The sequence below is a fragment of the Oscillibacter sp. 1-3 genome (assembly GCF_000403435.2).
Lineage (GTDB): Bacteria > Bacillota > Clostridia > Oscillospirales > Oscillospiraceae > Oscillibacter.
Window position 1 is genome coordinate 9,621 of sequence record NZ_KE159706.1, and the last position, 871, is coordinate 10,491.

The 871-nt window shown below is 53.3% G+C and carries 1 protein-coding gene; it reads right to left on the reverse strand.

Features of this window, described 5'->3' with window-relative positions:
• Positions 1 to 119 precede the first annotated feature (119 nt).
• Entirely contained in the window at positions 120 to 470 is a 351-nt protein-coding gene (locus C816_RS06405) for a DUF2200 domain-containing protein (RefSeq protein ID WP_016324046.1), read from the reverse strand.
• Between the last annotated feature and the right edge of the window lie 401 nt (positions 471 to 871).

Here is an 871-nt window from a genome sequence, read left to right on the forward strand (position 1 = left end):
TCCGGCTGGGCGGCGATATACTCCTCAATCGTCGCCGGAGGTTTCCCGCAGTAGTGGCTCTGGTCCACATTTTTGAATGATCGCCCGCACTTGGGACATACCCACATGGCTGCTTCCTCCTATTTCCGCAGAATCTTCTCCATCGTCTTTCCCTTCGCCAACTCGTCGATCAGCTTATCCAGGTAACGAATCTCCCGCATGAGCGGGTCCTCTACCTCCTCCACCCGGACGCCGCAGACCACGCCCTTGATCAGCACCCGGTTCGGATTGGGCTGGGGTGCCTTGCGGAAAAAGTCCCCGTAGCAGAGGCCGGAGGAGCGGAACGACTCCAACTGCTCCGGGCTGTACCCCGTCAGCCAGCAGATGACTTCATCCACCTCGGCCTTCGTCCTGCCCTTCCTGGTGGCCTTGTCCAGCAGAAGCCCGTAAACTTTCCCGAAATTCATTTGAAACACTTTGTCGTTATTCATAATGCATGCGCTCCAGATAATGATATACTATTTTACCACATCCTATATTGTTTTGCCAAGAGTCGGCCTGAATCTTGCGCGGGTCAACGGAAAGGGTTTCATTCTTTGTTTTCGGTTACGCAATATCTGAGCAGTAAATCTGTGGCCTTCGGCGTTATATTTTTCTGCCTGTGCTCTGCTTTCTGCCGTCACGAGGAGGTTGTCGTCAAAGCCATAGGGCTAATATCATCCTCCGGCTATGTTAGAAGCACGTTGGTAATCCCGCTTGGCGGCAAAGCTCATGCCGGGCCGGTAGTTCCCTGAACAGTCCTTTAGGCTTTTTGTCAAGAGGAACTTTTCAAGGGATGGGAAAAATCAGGCGGGAAAAGCCCCGTGGACGGTTAAAAGCCGTTTTCGGGGGT